General features: G+C 54.4%; 9 protein-coding genes. 5 read left to right on the top strand and 4 right to left on the bottom strand.

The annotated features are described in order from the left end of the window. Positions 1 to 257 precede the first annotated feature (257 nt). Positions 258 to 1760 carry a hypothetical protein gene (locus GPL15_RS20640; protein ID WP_215700556.1) on the bottom strand — a complete coding sequence of 501 codons (1503 nt, stop codon included), beginning with the start codon at positions 1758 to 1760 and terminating at the stop codon, positions 258 to 260. A gap of 266 nt (positions 1761 to 2026) precedes the next feature. On the opposite strand from GPL15_RS20640, the gene GPL15_RS20635 reads away from it, so the two are divergent. From GPL15_RS20635 to GPL15_RS20615, 5 genes are all read left to right on the top strand, one after another. Further along, complete coding sequence (locus tag GPL15_RS20635; RefSeq protein ID WP_215700555.1) at positions 2027 to 4609, top strand: EAL domain-containing protein; 2583 nt, start codon at positions 2027 to 2029, stop codon at positions 4607 to 4609. Positions 4610 to 4616: 7 nt separating this feature from the next. Next, positions 4617 to 9614 (top strand): diguanylate cyclase, encoded by a 4998-nt coding sequence (locus tag GPL15_RS20630; RefSeq protein WP_252198535.1) that lies wholly within the window; start codon positions 4617 to 4619, stop codon positions 9612 to 9614. 70 nt (positions 9615 to 9684) lie between these two features. Beyond that, complete coding sequence (locus tag GPL15_RS20625; RefSeq protein ID WP_215700553.1) at positions 9685 to 13275, top strand: response regulator; 3591 nt, start codon at positions 9685 to 9687, stop codon at positions 13273 to 13275. 3 nt (positions 13276 to 13278) lie between these two features. Continuing rightward, positions 13279 to 13644 (top strand): Hpt domain-containing protein, encoded by a 366-nt coding sequence (locus GPL15_RS20620; RefSeq protein ID WP_215700552.1) that lies wholly within the window; start codon positions 13279 to 13281, stop codon positions 13642 to 13644. Between the two features lies 1 nt (position 13645). Beyond that, positions 13646 to 16834 carry an ATP-binding protein gene (locus GPL15_RS20615; RefSeq protein ID WP_215700551.1) on the top strand — a complete coding sequence of 1063 codons (3189 nt, stop codon included), beginning with the start codon at positions 13646 to 13648 and terminating at the stop codon, positions 16832 to 16834. On the opposite strand, the gene GPL15_RS20610 is transcribed toward GPL15_RS20615, so the two are convergent. The 3 genes from GPL15_RS20610 to GPL15_RS20600 all read right to left on the bottom strand — a co-directional run bounded on the left by GPL15_RS20610 (position 16831) and on the right by GPL15_RS20600 (position 18108). Further along, positions 16831 to 16989: a hypothetical protein gene (locus GPL15_RS20610; RefSeq protein WP_215700550.1), complete on the bottom strand. Its 159-nt coding sequence runs from the start codon at positions 16987 to 16989 to the stop codon at positions 16831 to 16833. The two genes, GPL15_RS20615 and GPL15_RS20610, sit on opposite strands and share 4 nt — an antisense overlap. A gap of 46 nt (positions 16990 to 17035) precedes the next feature. After that, entirely contained in the window at positions 17036 to 17281 is a 246-nt protein-coding gene (locus GPL15_RS28155) for an ATP-binding protein (protein WP_215700549.1), read from the bottom strand. Between the two features lie 137 nt (positions 17282 to 17418). Continuing rightward, positions 17419 to 18108, bottom strand: coding sequence for an ATP-binding cassette domain-containing protein (locus tag GPL15_RS20600; protein WP_215700548.1), 690 nt, complete (start codon positions 18106 to 18108; stop codon positions 17419 to 17421). Positions 18109 to 18115 lie beyond the last annotated feature (7 nt).

Here is an 18115-nt window from a genome sequence, read left to right as displayed (position 1 = left end):
TCCAAATGATTAATAGTAATTTATATGGACTATATTATATCAGGTAATTAAATCTGTCAATAGTAATGAGTGAAGTTTTTTATAATTTATCAACTGTTACACATTCACTCTTTTACTGCATCCTGATTCCGTTCTGGCAGCTGTCTCCATTATGCCGTTTTGTCCTGCAAACGGGCCTCTTTCATCCCCCAAAACGACATTTAGCAGCATGGTATCACCACACTGCTAAATTAGTTATTATTGTTCTCTTATTCGGTTCACGCTTCCAGCTCCCGGATCAGTTCCCGGAGCCTGGACTTAATCTTCGTACGGTGGATACCGGTGAAGCCCACTTTCTCCGCCAGGCGAAGCAGGTACTCCCGGTATAGGGCCACAATCTCAGGCTGGGAGATCTCAAAGACAGTGAAAGGCTCAGACGTATGCACCAGAAGAGCTCTGTGATTTTCCTTGACCATAAGGGCGCTCTCCTGTTCAACAGGCCCTTCCAGGGGGACAAAGTGATAATTTTCATGAGTGTCCATAATATGCAGAATCTTCTTCAAGTGCAGGGTATAGGTCTTTGGGGTGTAGTAAAGGGCGCCGACCGACCAGCAGGTGGCGGTGATGGGCACTGTGCCGGCACGGACCTGGTCTGCGCTGGCCAGGTGAACGATATCGATCAGATTGTACTGGTCCTGCTCCTGTTCCAGCCGCTTCATCTCCTGGAGATAAAGTTCGCCCAGGCGCTTCTGTTCGGGGTCTTCTCTTTTTTCTATGGAATCCGCGACAAGTTCAAAGGGCGCGGTCACTGCGGACAAGGAGATCAGCTTTTGAATGCGGAAACCCTGGGGGGATATAAATTTCATAAAGCACTGGAACAGCTTTTGGGGTTCCGAGTAGGTGTTCAACATAGGCCGGCACAGGGCAAGGTATGCCTGAAACTCCGTTTCCGTCGCCCGGAGCACCCCTGGGTCTGTGGACAGCATTGTAGCGTAGCTGGTAGGCTCGCCCGCCATGGAATGTGACGCAATTGCGATTTGTCCGGGCATCATGATGATGGTGTGCCGGTAAAGGCGGTCGCGAATATGAGGATAATAGTAGGCTTTTACCTTGCCGGTCATATAGAGCGGGATCCAGCGGGCCAGGGATTCCAGAATCTGATCGCCCGAGTAGATCGGCGGTATGATGTGGCAGATTTGAAAGCCCTGCCGGATACAGTCCAGCAGCCAGGCCTGCATTTGGGAAGTAAAATCATAATCTTCCATCAGCCAGTCATCGGTCTCATCTGCAAGAATGCAGATTGTGCCCGGCTCCTGCCGGGCCAGCAGGTGTTGGTACATGGAACGCACCGCGGCACGCTTTCCCTCATTTCCAAAATGAATAAAATTCCCTTTTCTGCTGATTGTTGCGGCCTCCAGGGTGGAGTTGGACGCCCCTCCCTTAATGGTCAGCGATTCAAAGCTGTGCATGAAACGGTCCACCTCATCCGCGTCACCGCACAGCCAGTAAAATAAAAACTCTGACAGCTGATCCTGCTTGTCCATGAGGACCCGCCTGACCCCCGCCATCTCTGAAAGAGCCCTTCTCTGGTATTCGCCAGTACAGCGTTCGGCAAGGAAATCCGCCATGCTGCGCAGCGGCTCCAGATTGCGCGGGAGCCCTCTCTTCCCACTGCGGAAACGGCTGATGATGGAGGGGTCTACCTGCGCGGCCTGGGCCAGCTCCCGGTTCGTCGTTTGAGTCAAATTCATAACAAAAATCAGTTTTTCATAGAACTGCACAGTCTGATCCTCCTTTTTTTATACCAGTATACCGTAAAGCCAGTAAGTTTGCAACAAAATCCATATTATTTGTCATTTAAAATGACACTTAAATATCATTGTCAATTGTATATAATCCCTTGAAATTTGCTTAAAAAAGAAGTATTCTATAGTACAAGAGTTTTGTTATCCAATATTTGTCATTTAAAATGACAAATATGTGTCATTTGCAATTGAAATGATATACCTATTATCAAGTAGATTATCTAAAGGATTGAGTGTGAATCATGTTATTAGAGAGAAAAATTTTAGTGGTTGAAGACAATGAAATCAATCGGGCGGCACTGTGCGCCATCCTGTCTCCCCAATATACGGTTCTGGAAGCGGAAAACGGGGTGCAGGCCCTGTCGCTGCTGGAGAAATACAGAGAGGGAATCTCACTGATCCTGTTGGATATTGTCATGCCGGTCATGGATGGCTACGCCTTTTTGAAACATCTAAAAGCAGATCACAGGCTGAATTCCATCCCGGTCATTGTCACAACATCCAACAACAGTGAGACGGATGAGGTGGCCGCGCTTTCCAACGGAGCCACGGACTTCATCACCAAGCCCTACCGGGCCCAGGTTATTTTACACCGGGCGGCCGGCATTATCCGCCTGCGGGAGACCTCCGCCCTCATTCATCAGATCCAGTATGACCGGGTCACCAGGGTGTACAGCAAGGAATATTTCTGCCAGCAGGCCAGGGACATCCTGTTTCGGAATCCGGATGTGAAATATGATATCCTTTGTTCCGACATTGAGGACTTCAAACTGATCAACGATACCTTCGGCATGGCTGCGGGCGACCGCCTGCTGCGGCAGGTAGCCAAGCTCTGCACCCAGCGGCTGGGGGATCACGGGATATGCGGCCGCCTGAGCGCGGACCAGTTCGCCTGTCTTCTGGAGCACCGCGAGGACTATGCGGACGAGATGTTTACCCAGTCCGACAATTGGATCAACAGCGGCTTCGGCAATCAGAACGTGATCATGAAATACGGCATCTACACGGTGGAGGACCGGGATGTCTCCGTTGAGCAGATGTGTGACCGGGCGCTGCTGGCGGCACATAGCATTAAGGGAAAGTATGGCAAGCACTTTGCCCTCTACGACGACAAGCTGCGGGGCACGCTGCTGCGCCGGCAGGCCATCACGGACGGAATGGAAACAGCCTTATCCACGGGACAGTTTGAGGTTTACCTGCAGCCCAAGTATCAGATTCGGGATGGCCGGCTGGCGGGTGCTGAGGCGCTGGTGCGCTGGAATCATCCGGAATGGGGCCTGCAGCCACCTGCGGAGTTCATCCCCATCTTTGAGCGCAACGGCTTTATCACCAAACTGGACCAATATGTCTGGGAGCGGGTCTGCGCACTGATGCAGGCATGGGATAAGAAGGGGTATCCCAGCGTTAACATTTCCGTCAACGTCTCCCGGATGGATATATATAACACAAATCTGGTGTCTCTTCTCACGGAGATCGTACAGCAGCACGGACTTTCCCCCTCCCGTCTGCACCTGGAGATCACGGAGAGCGCGTACACGGATACCTCAAGACAGCTCATCGAAACCCTGGGCGCTCTGCGCAGGCTGGGCTTTGTCATTGAGATGGATGATTTTGGCAGCGGCTATTCTTCGCTGAATATGCTCACAGAAATGCCTATCGATGTACTGAAGCTGGATATGAAGTTTATCCAGACTGAGATTACGAGACCCACCGGCCAGGGCATCCTGCGCTTTATCGTAGACCTGGCCCGTTGGATGAAATTGAGCGTGGTGGCGGAGGGCGTGGAAACCCGGGAGCAGCTGGAGCGGCTTCAAAACGATGGGTGCGACTACGCCCAGGGCTACTATTTTGCCAAGCCCATGCCCATCGGTAATTTCGAGGAGATATTGACTGCCCAGCCGGCCGCAGTCTCCACGCCTCCCTGTCCGTCCAGCAGTCCCGGCGGGCAAACGGACAATATCCTGCTGGTCTGCGACGAGGACGCGGACTACCGCGCCCAAGTGCGTGAGACCTTCTCCGACTGCTTCGAAGTGCTGGAGGCCGCCGGCTATGAGGAAGCCCTCAAGGCGCTTGGAAATCAACAATCCGAGACGGCGGCGGTGCTTTTAAGCCTTACACTGCCCGCGGGGGACGGCTTCCGGATCCTGGAGAGCATTCAGAAAGAGCGGGGCGCCTGGGAGGTCCAGAGCATCGCCACGGGGCCTCTGGACCAGGAGCTGGAGCGCCGCGCCATGGAACTTGGCGCTGCCGACTATGCGGCTAAGCCCCACAATCAGGAGGCGCTGCGCAGGCGGGTCCTGCGGGCGATGAGCATCCACACCCTTCAGGTGCGGATACGGTCCCTGCAGGATGAGGCCTGCAGAGATACCATGACCGGCCTGCTAAACCGCCGGGGGCTGTATACTATAGCGGAATCACTGCGGCATGAGTCTTCCTCCGCTGTTTATCTGTTTGAACTGGATGACTTGAAAAAGTTCAATGAGAAGTACGGCTATGTGGAGGGCGATCATTTGATCCTCCACTTCGCCTCCCTTCTGCGTGCCCACACCCGGGTGGACGATGTGCTGGTCCGGCTGGGCGGGGATGAATTTCTGGTTGTGATGCGCCACATAAGATCCATGGAAGCCGCCCATAAAAAAGAAACGGCTGTTCGCCGGGCTTATTATGAGAGCCGTTATGTGGATCCGGATTCGGTGTCCTGCTTTGCCGGCACAGCGCTCTGGAATGCAGAGGAACCATTGGATGAAATAATACGCCGGGCCCGCGAGGCCATGTATGCTGCAAAGGCAGGCGTTAAAGACGAGTGCTTTTCACGGAAGGGGTGAGCGTGTGATGTGTCAATATACGAATTTAGAAGTGATATACATATCTCCGTCCAGCAAGCTGCTGCGCGGAATTGACGGCGGCACCGGCAGCCGGGTGGTACTGAAAACCGGAGGCCAGGAACATATGACGCAGGATGAAGCAGCGCGGCTGCGGCGGGAATATCAGATCATGCAGCGGATAGACAGCCCTTATGTGGTAAAGGCGCTTGAAGAGGTCACGCTGGAAGGACGCTGCTATCTGGTGGAGGAATTCTGTCCGGGAATCACGCTGAGCAGGCTGCTGAAACAGGGCGCCCTGGAGATGTCGGATTTCTACCGGATCGCAGAACAGTTGGTGATGGGCCTGCGGGACATACACAAGGCGGGCATCATCCACAAAGATGTGAACCCTTCCAATATCATGTATGACGCGTTATCCGGCCGGGTGGTGCTGCTGGACTTCGGTATCTCCTCCATGTTTATGCATGAACAGATGTTGGGGGCCAGACTTGAAAATATTGAGGGGACCCTCCGTTACATCGCCCCGGAGCAGACCGGACGGATGAATACGGAGCTGGATTACCGCGCGGATTTTTATTCCCTGGGCATAACCTTGTATCAAATGCTGACGGGGCGTCATCCATTTGACGCGGAGACCCCCACAGAGCTGGTTTTTTCTCATATTGCGAAGAAACCGCCGGATCTTCGCGTGATTTTGCCCAATGTGCCTCCCATGCTTGCGGCCGTCGTAGACAAACTCCTGTCCAAGATGGCAAAAGACCGCTATTTAAGCAGCGAGGGCCTTCTTTATGATCTGACGCGGTGCCAAAGGGAAAAGGAATTTGTCCTTGGCGAAAAGGATTTCAGCCGGCGCTTTGAATTCGCCCACCGGCTGTATGGGCGGGAAGAAGAAATCGCCCAGTTGAAGAGTGACTTCAAGGAAGTGGCGTCCGGTTCCAAGATCCTTGTCTCCATCAGCGGCTATTCCGGCATTGGAAAGACCTCCCTTGTCAATCAGCTTCAGGAGGAGGCTTTGCGGACCAACGGTATGTTTCTACAAGGGAAGTTTGACCAGTATCACGCCAATGTACCCTACTTTGCCTTCTTCGAGGCCATCAAACAATTTTGCAGCATGATCTTTATGGAACCGGAGGAAAGTATTGGCAAGTGGAAGCAGACGCTGTCGGAACATTTGGGCGGCGACGCGGCTTTGCTGACCGGTAAGGTGGCGGAGCTGGCCCTGCTGACCGGCGATCAGCCAATCCCTGCGGACATGGGGCCGCTGGAGGAACGGACCAGGTTCAAATCCGTGTTGGAAAAGCTCCTGTCTTTGCTGGCTTCACCGGAGCATCCACTGGTTCTGTTTTTGGATGATGTACACCGGGCGGATATGGGCTCCCTGGAAATTCTGGAAGAGCTGTTCAAAAATGAGGATATCCACGATTTAATGATTATCGTGTGCTATCGTGATAATGAGGTGAACAGCGAACATCCGCTCACTCTCAGCCTTAATAAAATCATACAGCGGGGAGGCCGGGTCACGCAGCTCGACTTAAAAGGGCTTGATCCTGAGAGCACCGCACAGATGCTGGGAGACATATTCAAAACGGAAGCGGACGCGACTTTTGCGCTGGCGGAGATCCTTTATAGGAAGACCAAGGGAAATCCATTTTACATCAAGCAGTTTCTGCGGCTGTGCCATTCAAAAGGCTATCTGAAGCTGGATATGGACACCGGAAGCTGGAGGTGGAAGGAGGCGGAGATCCGGGCCTGCCCCGCTCAGGAGAATGTAGTGGATTTCCTGACAGAAAATCTAAGCCAGTTTTCTGAGAAGACAATCTCTCTGCTGTCCTTTGGCGCCTGCATCGGTCAGAGCTTTTCTGTGGAGGATTTGTCCGCTGTCTGCGGCCTGCCGGAACGTGAAATCAACCGCAGGCTGATTGCGGCGGTGGCACAGGAGGCGGTATATCCCATGGAGAAGGATGGGAAAACAGGCCTGCAGACCATGTATCAGTTTACCCACGACCGGTTCCAGCAGGTGTTCTATACGGCTCTGTCTGAGAATGTGCGGGCAAGTGTCCATTACCTGCTTGGAAAGCGGTATGAGGAACGTTCGCGCGCTGCAGGCGATCTGGATGAACGGGCGTTTGAGATCGCGGACCACTACGCAATGGGGCTTGGGGAGGCGGAGGATCAGGAAGAACGTCGCCGGATTCAGGAGTTCCTGCTGGGTACGGCGCACCGGTGCGGGCTGGTATCCGCCTTCGACACGGCGGAGCGGTACCTTCAGCTCCTGCTCTCCCAGCCGGAGCTGAAGCGCCCGGAAAACCGCCCGCTCCTCACCAAAATTTACATGGAATATCATGCGGCGCTGTGCAATCTGGTTAAGGAGGATGAATGCGACCGGATCTACGGGATACTCTGCAATCTGGTGACGGAGCCCACTGAACTGGTTGACAACTGCCGCCTGCAGATATCAAGCTTTTCCAACCGGGGCAGGTATGAGGACGCCTTTGAGATCGGGCGCACCCTGCTTGGACATCTGGGAGTCACCTTTCCCAGTGAAAATATAAAGCTGACCCTGGAACGGGAAACCGCATCCTTTTATCAGGAGCGGGAGGCTCTTGGAACGGAAGATATCCTGAATCTCGAAGAAGCCAAAGACCCGGTAGAGGCTGGGATCAGTAAATTGCTCTGCCGCCTGTGCGGCCCGACCTTTTTCTTTAATCCCGATTATTCCTACTGGACGGTATTTACGGCTGTGCGGCGCATGTTCCGGCATGGCTATACTCCTCATGCCCTGCAGATGTATTCCAATCTGATGATGCCTCTGGGGGAACTGCGCAGGGATTACCGGACGTCCTACGCGGCCGGCAGATCGGCTATGCGTCTGGCCGAAAAGCACCAGTACAGGGAGGTAATCCACTCCATCTACTGTATGTTTGCTCTCCATACCGGCCATTGGTTCGAAGATGTGGTCAATGAGATTCCCTATGCTAAGGAGTCCATCAAGGGCAACGCCCAGATGGGGGACTTTGAGTACGCCTGCTACGGCTATTATGGGCTCATGATGGCGGTTATGGAAAGCGCAGCCCATGTGGATGAGCTGTGGAATGAGGTACAGGCCGGAGTCAAGTTTGCGGAGAAGACCGGCAGTGACCATGCTTTGGGCAGCTTTTTGAGTTTTCAGCAGCTGTGCAGGAGTATGCGCGGGGAACTCTCTCTCACCGGAAGCTTTGATGGGGACGGTTTTTCCGAACAGGCCCATCTGGAGCGGTTTTCCCATAATCTGCAGGCAATCAGCTATTACCATGTCATCCGGGCCCTGTCGGCAGTGATCTACCGGGATTATTCCACGGCCTGCCGGCTGTGCAGGGACGCTGTGCCCCTGCTCCCGTATGTCTCCAGCTTTTACAACGTGGCGCTCCACAATTTCCTGTATTCCCTGTCCATCTGCCAGGTCCTGGAGACAGGGGACTATGAGCCGGGGGCAAGGCATGGCTTTCTGCGTATCCTGGAGGAAAACCAGGATTGGCTGAAGGAACGCAGCCGCGACGCGTTCTGCAATTATGGACATCTCTATCTTGTGATTGAGGCAGAACGGAAAACGGCGGAAGGCTGCATTGGAGAGGCCCTGCAGCTTTACGAAGAAGCCCTGGAGGCCGCGAAAAAGCATGACCGCCGCCTTCATCATGCCATCCTCTGCGATGTGGCCGCACTGCGCTATGAGAGGCTGGGGATCAAGTCGTCGGCCAGGCATTACCTGACGGATACCTACCGGCTGTACAGCCATTGGGGGGCAGAGGGCAAATGCGCCCGGATGCGGCAGGACTACCCGGAACTGGCGGGCCTATGGAAAAACGATAACCGGCAGAGCACCCTGTCGGAAGATTCCATCCGAACCACCGCATCGCTGGATATGCGCTCTGTGCTGAAGGCGTCCCAGGCCATTTCGGAGGAACTTGAACTGGAAGGAATCCTGGAAAAGCTGATCCACAGTCTCCTGGAATGCGCGGGAGCACAGCATATCTACTATTTGAGCCAGACGGATTCCGGGTATGAGATCCAGGCGGAGGGCCATTCCGGGGCCAAGGACGTATGCATCGTATCAAAGCGGCCGGCCAAGGACCAGGATATTCCGTTGAGCATCGTATCGTATGTGGAGAGAACGCTGGAGGCCGTGATCCTGGAAGACGGTGAGAACTCCAGGGTCTTCGGGAAGGACCTCCATATCAAAGAGAACCACTGCAAGTCGGTCCTGTGCATGCCCATCCTCAGTAAGGGGGAGCTAAAGGGCATCCTCTACTTGGAAAATAACCTGGCCGCAGGTGTCTTTGACCAGCGGAGAAAAGAAAACCTCATGCCCATTGCGGCACAGCTGGCCATTTCTCTTGAAAACGCCTATTTATATGAACATCTGCGCTTTCTGGTGGACGAGCGGACAAAGGCGCTGCTGGAGGAAATCAAGGTACGCAAGCGGGCGGAGGAAAAGTTAGCCCATATGGCAAACTATGACTCACTCACCGGACTTCCAAACCGCAGACTGTTTCACAAAATTTTGTCCCGGCTGCTTTTGGAGGCGGAAACTACCGGGCAGCTCCTTGCTGTCCTCTACATGGATCTGGATGGATTCAAAGAGGTCAACGATACCTATGGCCATGAAAAGGGGGACCTGGTATTGGAGGAGACAGCCAGGCGGCTGATCCGTGCCGTGCGCGGCAGCGATATCGTGTCCCGTATGGGGGGCGACGAGTTCGTTCTGCTGCTGAGCCGGATCATAGCGGACGAAGAGATCCGGCACGTCTGCGAACGGATTCTCTCTGAGATCAGGCAGCCTTTCCGGCTCTCAGAGGACCTGTTTGTTGAAATGACTGCAAGTATCGGGGTCAGCGTCTATCCCAGGGATGGGCAGAACGAAAAGGAACTTCTCTCCCACGCCGACCAAGCCATGTACAGGATCAAAAAAAGCAACAAAAACTTTTACTCGTTTTCAGAGCCTCTTTCTGAAGCGCAGGAAAAGTCTTAAAAGAAAATACCATACCCAGCGGCGGCCGGCGTGAGCAAGACCATTGCTGGTCATGGAAAGGATGAGATCGATGGAAAAAACAATGACGGACTGGGAGACGTTTCAGGCTTTTTGCAGCGCCTGGTTCGAGCGGAGAAACGCCGAAGAGGTTTATAGCTTTTTAGGCGATGAATTCTGTTTTGTGGGCACCGGGGAGGACGAATTTGCCCACAGCCCCCAGGAGATGAGAGATTACCTGGCCCGGGACATACAGGAGATCCCCGAGCCCTTCACGGTGGATCTTACGCTCTTTCAGGAACAGGAGATCGATGCGGACATCCGCAATCTGTCCGTGGGAATGGTCCTTAAAAACACCCAGTACCGCTGGCGGCTGCGGGGATTCTTTACCCTGGTCCGGCGGCAAACGGCCTGGCGGCTGCGCACCCTGTGGTTTTCCGAACCCAGCAGCAGCCAACGGGGCGGGGAGCATTATCCCCGCGCCCTGGTGATGGAGCACGTCGCCAGACAGAGGCAGGAGCTGCTCAACGACTCCCTGCCCGGCGGCATGATGGGCGGGTATATCGAGGAGGGGTTCCCCTTCTATTTTGTGAATAACCAGATGCTGAAATACCTCGGCTATGCCAGCGAGGCGGAGTTTGTTGCAGATATCGAGGGCATGGTCTCCAACTGTATGCATCCGGACGACCGGGCCATGGTGGACGGGGAGGTAGCCCGTCAAATGGCGGAGCGCGGAGAGTACATGGTGGAATACCGGATGAAGCGCCGGGATGGCTCCTACATTTGGGTTCACGACCTGGGGCGCGAGGTCACGGCGGAAAATGGCAGGCCGGCCATCATTTCCGTGTGCATCGACATTACGGCCCAGAAAAAGGCCCAGGCCGAGGTGGTGCATCTCTATAACAACATCCCCGGCGCGGTGTTCCGCGTCAGGTATGATGCGGATTTTTCCGTTGCGGACGCCAACGACGGGCTGTATGAACTGCTGGGCTATACCCGGGAGGAATTTACCGCGCTGGGCAGTCAGATCGCCGCCGTGATCTATCCCGATGACCTGGAGGCTGTGCGGGACAAGCTGCTGGCTGCAGAGAACCGGGATATTACTATACAGGATGAGCACCGTCTTGTCTGTAAGGACGGACGGGTCAAATGGATCTCGCTGAAGACCCAGGTGATGCCCGGAGACGACGGGACGCCTTATTTTTACGGATTCCTCGTGGATATCACCGACGAAAAACTGGCTCAGGAACATGTCCGGGAACTGTACGAAAAGGAACTGGCCTACTTTGCTCAGGCCGCTTCGCTGGAGGGCAGCATCCAGGGGCGGGTCAATGTCACTAAGGACAGGGTCGAGAGCTACCAATCCACAGCCGACTGCGCCATCGCCCGGACGGGAGACACCTACGAGCAGGCGGTTAGTCAACTGGCTGACTCAGCCGCAGACGCGGCATATGAGGAATACCTGCGCCAGTCACTTGAGAGAACACAGGTACTAAATGAGTTTTCCGCCGGTAAAACAGACCTCCACTTTGAATTTCTGCGAAAACGGAATGACGGCAGCGCTTTTTGGAGCAGGACGAGTTTCAAGTATCACCAAAATCCGGAGAGCGGCGATGTGATCGCATTCTTCTACACCATCGACATCACGGAGCAAAAAATACAGGAGCAGCTTCTGAGCAGAGTGACCGAGCTGGACTATGAAGTCCTGTCCGATATCGACATCCGGCGGGACACCTTCCATGTGGTCTCATACCACGCCGGTATGGAGACCCTCATGCCGGCGAAAGGGCGTTTCCAGGCGGAGGCAGAGGCCATTGCTGCTGCCACGATGGAGCCCGAGGCGGGGCGGGAATACCTCGCCAGACTGACCCCCGCTTACATGCAGCGTGAGTTGGCCGAGCAGAGCAGCTACAGCTTTATGCTAGAGACACGGGGCGAACACGGCTATACCCGGGTCAAGCGGTATCAGGTCTTTTACATCAGCCGGGAGCTGGGCCGGGTGTGTATCGCGCGCACCGACGTCACGGATATCATCCGCCAGGAGCAGCAGCAGAAAGAGGCTCTGGCCGCCGCCCTGGCCGCCGCGGAGCAGGCCAACGCGGCCAAGACGGACTTCCTCTCCCGCATGAGCCACGAAATCCGCACCCCTATGAACGCCATCATCGGCATGAGCGCCATCGCCGCCCAGTCTATCGACAACGAGGAGCGCGTGGCCGACTGTATCTCCAAGATCGGCATCTCCTCCCGCTTCCTGCTCTCCCTCATCAACGACATCCTGGATATGAGCCGGATCGAGAGCGGAAAAATGCTGCTGAAAAATGATAAGATCCCTACGGAGGACTTTCTCAACGGGATCAACGCCATCTGCTACGGACAGGCGGCAGCAAAGGGCGTTGAGTACGAGTGCATCGTAGATCCCACCCTGGACGACTTTTATATGGGGGACGCCATGAAACTCCAGCAGGTGCTGCTCAACATCCTGTCCAATGCCATCAAGTTTACCGGCGAGGGAGGCAAGGTCACCTTCTCCGCCGCGGCCCATAGAAAGGGCAAGGGTGGCGCCACCCTCCGCTTTATCGTCAACGATACCGGGATCGGAATCAGCGAGGATTTTCTCCACCACATGTTCGAGCCATTCGCCCAGGAGTCCATGGGCACTACGGCCGTGTACGGCGGGACCGGGCTGGGGCTGGCCATCTCCAAGAACATCGTGGACATGATGGGCGGAAAGATCGCCGTACGGTCCATCAAGGGCATTGGGTCTGAATTCACAGTGGATGTACAACTGGGCATCACGGAGGAGGAATTGCTCCGCCACAACAGGAAAAAGGCGCTCCCCAATTTTTCCGCTCTGAAGACTCTGGTGGTGGACGATGATGTGGCGGTATGCGAAAGCGCTGTGGACACGCTCAAGGAAATGGGAATCACCGCCGAATGGGTGGACAGCGGACGCAAGGCCATCGAACGGGTACAATCGATGTGGGACACAGGAAAGCATTACGATATGATCCTCATCGACTGGAAAATGCCGGATATCGACGGCATTGAGACTGCCCGGCGCATCCGTGCTATCGTGGGGCCGGAGGTCACCATCATTATTATAACGGCCTATGACTGGGCATCCATCGAGCACGAGGCCACGTTGGCAGGCGTCAATCTGCTGATGAGCAAGCCCATGTTCAAGTCCTCTCTGATCTCCGCCTTCTCCAAGGCGCTGGGTGAAAAAGAGGAAATCAGTACAGAAAATAAGCCTGCGGTCTTTGATTTTACCGGACGCCGGATCCTTTTGGTCGAAGATAACGCCATCAACACCGAAGTGGCTATGGCCCTGCTTGCGAGCAAAGGCTTTGCCGTGGACACGGCGGAGAACGGGCTGCGGGCAATCGAGCTGTTCAGCAAAACCGAGGCAGGCTTTTATGACGCCATTTTGATGGATATCCGGATGCCGCAGATGGACGGCCTGACGGCGGCCAATAATATCCGCCACATGAGCAACGCCGACGCCAAAACCATCCCCATCATCGCCATGACCGCCAACGCATTTGACGACGACATGGAAAAGAGCAAGGCGGCCGGCATGAACGCGCATTTGGCCAAACCCATTGAACCGGAGAGGCTGTTTCAGATCCTCTACGACTTTATTTTAAGCCAGGAGGAGGAATAGAAAATGGCAGTTCTAAAAGAAGTCTTTCAGAAATACGGTACTGACTACGAAACCACAATGTCCCGGTTTATGGGCAGCGAACAGATGTATTTGAAAATACTGGCCATGCTGCCTCGGGATGAGAATCTGCATAAACTGGACCAGGCATTGCAGGCCGGAGACTATCCCGCCGCTTTTGACGCGGCCCATACATTAAAGGGTATGGCCGGCAACCTTGGTCTGGCGAGGCTTTATCAGGCGGTTTGCGCCATCATAGAGCCTCTGCGCACCCAAGTGCCGGAGGAGGATTGGGCTGTCTTGTTCCAATCCGTAAAGGAAGAATTTGAACGGGCCGCCGGTCTGGTGGAGCTGCTGAAAGAGGTGGAGTGAAATGGAACTGACCAACGAATTGAAAGCGGTCCTGGACAGCATCCCCAGCGGTCTATGCATTTATCAGGTGCACAGGGGGCGGCTTTACCCGCAGTACCATAACCCCGCCTTTTATAAAGTGCTGGGGTATAACAACACGCATATTACTCAAGTCAGGGAGCAGGTAACCTTTATCGGCATCCATGAGGACGACCGCGCCGTGCTGCTTAAAAACCTGAACGGCCTGCTGAACGGCGGGGAGATGATGCGGCATACCTGCCGGGTCTTCCACGATGGGCTGGGGGAATACCGGTGGATCCAAATAGAGGGTTCCCGGAGGGTGCGGCCTGATGGGAACGAGCTCCTGTACGTGGCATACAGTGACGTGACCGAACAGCGCCGGTTAGAGCAGTATTTTCAAAACACCCTGAAAAACCTCCCCGGCGGCGTGGTGGTGGTTCGCTATGAAACGGATGGGAGCATTATCCCTGAGTATATATCACAAGGGCTTGCGGCAACCACGGAAATGCCGCTGGAAGAAACCTGGAAACTGTATCGTGAAGACGCCCTGACAGGGGTACATCCGGAGGACCTGGAGCGCGTCCGGACGGAGCTGGAGAAGTACTTTGCCAGCGGGAAAAGCCACTGGGAGATTGAATACCGGCTTTTGAAAGGCTCAGGGGACTATGTATGGGTCAAGAATACGCTCTCCCTCATCGAACACGAGGGCGGAGAACGGAAAATTTATTCCGTCTACAACGATATGACAAAGGAGCGGGAGGAGCGCGCCCGTGTCCGGCAGCAGTACAACGAGCTGCTGCTGCGCCACCATCAGAGGACCGACCCCAACGTGCTGGTGACGGGCCACTGCAATATTACCCAAGACCGGATCATTCAGATCAGCGACCAGACCGGCGCAGGGCTTTTGGAGACCTTCGGAGCTGTCCGCGAGGCATTTTTTGCCGGTCTTTCCACCCTGGTCGCGGACGAGAATGAGCGGCGTGTATTCCGGGACACCTACCTGCGGGAACCTTCCCTGGCTGCGTTTCAACGTGGCGAAACCAAGCAGGTAAAGAATTTCTTTGTCCAGCTTCCCAATGAGGATACCGGGCGGTATGTGCAAATAGAGATGAATATGGTGTCAACCCCGGACAGCGGCGACGTGACCGGAATCCTCACGGTGATCGATATCACCGAGCAGGTCGTTGCCGACCGCATCGTCCATCAGCTCTCTGTCACCGGTTATGACTTTGTAGCGGATTTGAATCTAAAGAGGGACACTTATCTCATACTCTCCCAGGATGAGAAAACAAACTGTGTTCCCCCGCGCCAGGGCGTCCACTCGGCTTGGGTGGCCGGAATGCTGGAATCCAGGGTCGTGCCCCGGGACCGGGAGCAGTACCGGGAACATTTGGACACCGAACGTATGTTGGCGCTGCTTCAGCACGGACAGGCCTATACGTTTGCGTTCTCAATGGTGGACGAAGCGGGCGATGTCCGGGCCAAAAATGTAACTGTCTCTCCCATCGACCTGCGGCTGGGCCGGGTGTGTCTGTCCAGGACGGACATCACTGATTCCATCAGAGAGCAGCAGCGGCTGCTCCGGGTGATCGCCTATACCTGTGAGCTGGCCTGCTTCATTGACGCCGTTACGGGGGAGTTTTCTATGTATACCAGGCAGATGGTTCTGGAAAATCTGCCTCCCCACACGGCCCGGGACTATAACGCGGTACTGGACAATTTAGCGGGGTATTTTGATACGGCTAAGAACCGCGAGACGGTGAAACAGCAGTTTCACCTGCAGACTCTGCTTGGCAGTCTGACGCAAAAGCCCGGGGGCTATGATTTTGTACTGCCCTACTGCGCGCGGGACGGTTTGCGGTACAAGCAGGTCAACGTATTGTGGGGCGATCAGAACCGCAAGACGGTCTGTTTGGTGCGCTCTGACGTGACCGATATGCTGGCCGCTGAGCGGACGGCGAAGGCGGAGTTAGAACGGGCCCTGGGACTGTCCCGGGAGGCCAGCCGGGCCAAGAGCGATTTCCTTTCGGCCATGAGCCACGATATCCGCACGCCCATGAACGCCATCATGGGGATGACCACGCTGGCCAAAGCCAACATCGGCGACACAGGCCGGGTTCTGGACTGCTTGCAAAAAATATCCGTCTCCTCCAATCACCTGCTCAGTTTAATCAACGATATTTTGGATATGAACCGGATTGAACGGGCCCAAATTACGCTGAACCGGGAGAAAATTTACCTGCCGGACCTGGTGAAGCAGATCGGAGCCATCATCGCGCCCCAGGCCGACCGGGCCGGTCTCCAATATGACATTCAGTTCAGCGAGATCAAAAATCCCTTTATTTATGGAGACGCCCTGCGCATCAGCCAGATTTTGATCAACATCCTGGGCAACGCGGTCAAATTCACGCCGTCGGGCGGTACGGTGCGGCTATCCGTCGAGGAGCTTCCCGCACAAGGAGACATGCATTGGGCGCGTTACCGTTTCACCACCAGCGACACAGGGGTCGGAATGGAAAAAGAGATCCAGTCCCATCTCTTTGAACCATTTGTCCGCAGCAGCGCCGTGTCCCGTGTGGAGGGGTCCGGCCTGGGCCTGAGCATTGTCAAGGGATTGGTGGACTTGATGGAGGGCAAAATAGAGGTGCAGAGCGCGCCGGGGATGGGCTCCACCTTCCTGTTTGAGTTAAATTGTGAGATCATGCCGGCCGAAGAATGGCGGGATATTCCCGAACTACAGCCGTCGGGCGGGATTGAGGAGGGCCTTTTTGCGGGGCGCCGTTTTTTAATCGCGGAGGATAATGCAATCAACTCGGAGATCATTTGTGAGATCCTGCAGATGTGCGGGGCAGAGACTGTGGTAAGGGGCAATGGAGCCCTGGCCGTGGAAGCGTTTTTCACCGCATTCCCCGGGACTTACGATGCTATCCTGATGGACATTCAGATGCCGGAGATGGACGGCTATGCGGCCGCCCGGACCATACGGTCAAATAAAAGGTCTGATGCTAAAACCATTCCCATTATCGCCATGACCGCAAACGCATTTGAGGAGGATGTCAAGGCCGCACTCGAGGCAGGAATGGATGCACATGTTGCAAAGCCTGTGGATATTGGCATACTCTGTTCTACGCTGGGCAAGCTGATGAGGACGAAAACACCGACGCTGAATACAGAGCGCGGTGAGCGTTAATCTGACTTGCTGCGGTCTTTGGGTGAAATGGGGAATGCGTCACCATAAGTGGGTTCATCGACATACAGGATTTCAGGCTTGCCGATCAGCCCGCAGGCGATGGCCCCCCCGCTGCTGGCCGCCTCCCGGAACACATCACCCAAATAGGCGGTCACATCATCATCCTCTTAATTAGAAAAAGGTTGTCAGGCTATCACTAAATCAATGATAGTCTGCCAACCTTTTTCTAACTTTCAGATAACCATAATTAACCGTAACCGAGTAAAAATTCAATGAGAAAAGTCGTTCCGGCTTTTGGTCTGTACTGGTTCCCCGGTAATAACGGTCGGAAAGATGCTCGACAAGCTCCGGCCTCATACCTTTTCCATTATCAGCCGCTTCAATTTTCAGCGCGGCATCAGAGGCCGGCACGCAGAAAGTGAATTCTGTATCTTCCTTTTCCGGCACAATCCGACACAGACCTCGCATTGGGTAGAGGTGGTGATTCGGACTGCTCTCCGATTCCTGCCAGCACCTGTCTGATTTTCTCCGTCTGGAATTCGTAATCGTTGATTTTGGACCGCTGGTATTGCAGCTTCGCCCTCTCAAAAATGAGAGCTTTGATTTCCTGTGCCGGGGCAGTTCCCATCTCCCCGGTCCGTACCGACAATTTTATGATCTTCAATCAGATAAATTTGGTCACACAGCAATTCAATATCCTGGTAATGATGGGATGTGAGAAAAATCGTTTTTCCTTCCGCTTTTAGTTCCAGCAGCATCTGCTTCATCTCCTCATAAGTCTTATAATCCAGCGCATTAAACGGTTCATCCAGAACAAGTATATCCTGGTTTTCCATAATCGCCTGTGCCAGGCCAAGTTTTTGTTTCATCCCAAGAGAGTAATTATCCACTTTTGTTTTGTTGTCAGGGTCCAGCCCTACCTTCATCATAGCTTCCCGAATTTCTTTTTCACCAATCCTGCCCTGAATAGCAGCTAGAAATTTCAGGTTCTGCAGGCCGCTATAGATACCAACGAAACCAGGGGAATTGATAAATACACCGACATGTTCAGGGAAATCCCTCCCTTTCCCCAACTGTTTTCCGCGAATAAGAACCTGGCCTGAATCCGGACTTTCAAAACCGCAGAGAATTTTAAATAGTACGGATTTTCCGCTCCCGTTGGCCCCCACAAGGCCCACTGCCGCTCCCTGCTTCACTGCAAAGGAGATATTCTCCAATATAACGTTTTGTCCATAGCTTTTTGTTATATTCTTCAATTCGATATATGCGTCCATTACTTCC

This window comes from Clostridium sp. MCC353 (assembly GCF_018785315.1).
Taxonomy (GTDB): domain Bacteria; phylum Bacillota; class Clostridia; order Lachnospirales; family Lachnospiraceae; genus CHH4-2.
This window is presented reverse-complemented; position numbering and strand designations above follow the sequence as displayed.